The 1953-nt window shown below is 76.6% G+C and carries 2 protein-coding genes and 1 pseudogene; 2 read left to right on the top strand and 1 reads right to left on the bottom strand.

Annotated features, from left to right (window positions below):
• Positions 1–951 (bottom strand): annotated as a pseudogene (locus ACFVXK_RS38435) (hypothetical protein); the annotation flags it as partial.
• A 248-nt stretch (positions 952–1199) separates the two neighbouring features.
• On the opposite strand from ACFVXK_RS38435, the gene ACFVXK_RS38440 reads away from it, so the two are divergent.
• Entirely contained in the window at positions 1200–1619 is a 420-nt protein-coding gene (locus tag ACFVXK_RS38440) for a GntR family transcriptional regulator (RefSeq protein ID WP_389622001.1), read from the top strand.
• The coding region (locus tag ACFVXK_RS38445; RefSeq protein WP_389622004.1) for an ATP-binding cassette domain-containing protein at positions 1616–1953 on the top strand (338 nt) is incomplete at its 3' end. The genes ACFVXK_RS38440 and ACFVXK_RS38445, both read left to right, overlap by 4 nt.

The following is a 1953-nucleotide window of genomic DNA, read 5'->3' on the forward strand; positions in this document are numbered from 1 at the left end:
ACGGACCCTCTTCCCGGCACGGGTACCGCCTCCGGCGGGGGCCTCGGCGTCGGCCCCCCGGTCGGGGGCCTCGGCGTCCGTGCCGCGGCGGGACTCAGCCCCTGCCGGGGTGGGCCCCTCGGGGACGGTCCCGCCCCGCCCGACGCCCTCGCCGCCGAGCCGGGCCTCGGCGGGGGCGCCGGGCGCGGCAGCGGTGCCGGCGTCCTGGTGCACCGGGGTGCCCTGTGCTGTGGAGTCCCCGCCCCGAGCCCCGGCCGCCGCCGCCGTGACAGCGGCGGGCTCACGCCCGGCGCCGCCCGGTGCGGTCTCCGTGCCGACGGGCTTCTGCCCCGTCGGGCCCTCGCTGCCATCCGGCCCCGGTCCCGCGCCCTCCCGCGCGGCGGCGGAGCCCGCGCCCTGGGCCTTGGCCGAGAACTTCGTGACGTCGGCCGGCCCGGCCTCGGCCGACGCGTCGGGCGCGGTGACGGTGTCGGCATCCTGGTGCTCCGCGGAGTCCGGGGCGCCCGGTGCTGAGGAGTCCGCGCCCCGGGCCCCGGCCGACGGTGCCGTGGCAGCGGCGGGCTCACGCTCGGCGCCGCCCGGTGCGGCGGAGTCCGTGTCTTGGGCCCTGGCCGAGGGCGCCGTGGCAGCGGCGGGTTCGCGCCCGGCGCCGCCCGGTGCGGTCTCCGTGCCCGTGGGCTTCCGTCCCGCCGGGGCCTCGGTGTCATCCGGCCCCGGTCCCGCGCCCTCCCGTGTGGCGGCGGTGTCCTGCTCCCGCGCCGTCCGGGCCAAGCCGTCGGCGGCCCGAGTGTGCGTGCCCTCGCGCGCGGCGGAGTCCGTGTCCTCGGGTGTGGCAGTGGCCGGGGTGCCCTCCGTGGCGGGGGCGGCATCCCCTTCCGGGTCCGCCCCTCCCCGTTCCCGCCCGGCCAGGGCAAGGGTTCCGTCGCCGCCCGACACCGTTTCCGCCTTCATCCACGCCCACCTTGCTGTTCACACCCGGCCGTGCCGGTCTCGCCGTCATGTCGCCATGGCCGTCTCCGGCCCGCTGATCACCTAGATGTCCGACCCGGTCTCCGCGTTCCGTGCCCGACGGGCTGTGACCGTTCGGTCATACTCCGCCGCCTTCCCCTTCCAGCGCGCAGCGTGCCCGGTTTGACGATCACTCACCTCGTCTGCACTATTCCACTAACACCTTAGTGGAATGACGAAGGAAGGAGATCATGGAGTTCCGAGTGGACCGGCGCAGCGGCGTCGCCACCTATCTGCAACTCGTCAACCAGGTCAAACAGGCCCTGCGCCTGGGCGTGCTGGAGCCGGGGGACCGCCTGCCGACGGCCCGTGAGGTGGTCGCGGCCACCGCGATCAACCCCAACACCGTCCTCAAGGCGTACCGGGAACTCGAACGCGAGGGCCTCGTCGAACCCCGCCCCGGCGCGGGCACCTTCGTCCGGCGCTCGCTCTCCCACCCCCAGACGGCGCCGGATTCGCCCCTGCGCACCGCCCTCGCCGAGTGGACGGCCCGAGCCCGCGAGGCCGGCCTGGACCGCGAGGACATCACGGCGCTCGTCACGGCCGTCGTGGACGAGAGCTTCCACCCCTCCGGGCCCGCGCCCGGAACGTCGAGAGAGGACACGGCGTGAACGACCAGCACCACGCGCCGGACCGCATACCCGGAGATCCCCCCACCCTGGACGCCGTCGGGCTCGGGCGGGCGTTCCCGGGCCGGCACGCCCTGCGGGCCTGTGACATCGAACTGCCCCCGGGCCGCGTCACCGCCCTCGTCGGCCCCAACGGCGCCGGCAAGAGCACCCTGCTCCAGCTCGCGGCCGGCCTGCTGCGCCCCACCACCGGACGGATACGGGTATTCGGCCACGCCCCCGGCACCGCCGAGGCCCGCTGCCGCACCGCCTACCTCGCCCAGGAGAAGCCGCTCCACGCCCGCTTCACCGTCGCCGAGACCCTCCGCCTCGGCCG

It is taken from the genome of Streptomyces sp. NPDC058157, assembly GCF_042884105.1.
In the GTDB taxonomy this organism is placed as follows: Bacteria; Actinomycetota; Actinomycetes; order Streptomycetales; family Streptomycetaceae; genus Streptomyces.

Excerpts from the sequence above, each read along its gene's own strand:
- ACFVXK_RS38440 (WP_389622001.1), top strand. The coding sequence starts at position 1,200 with ATGGAGTTCCGAGTGGACCGGCGCAGCGGCGTCGCCACCTATCTGCAA.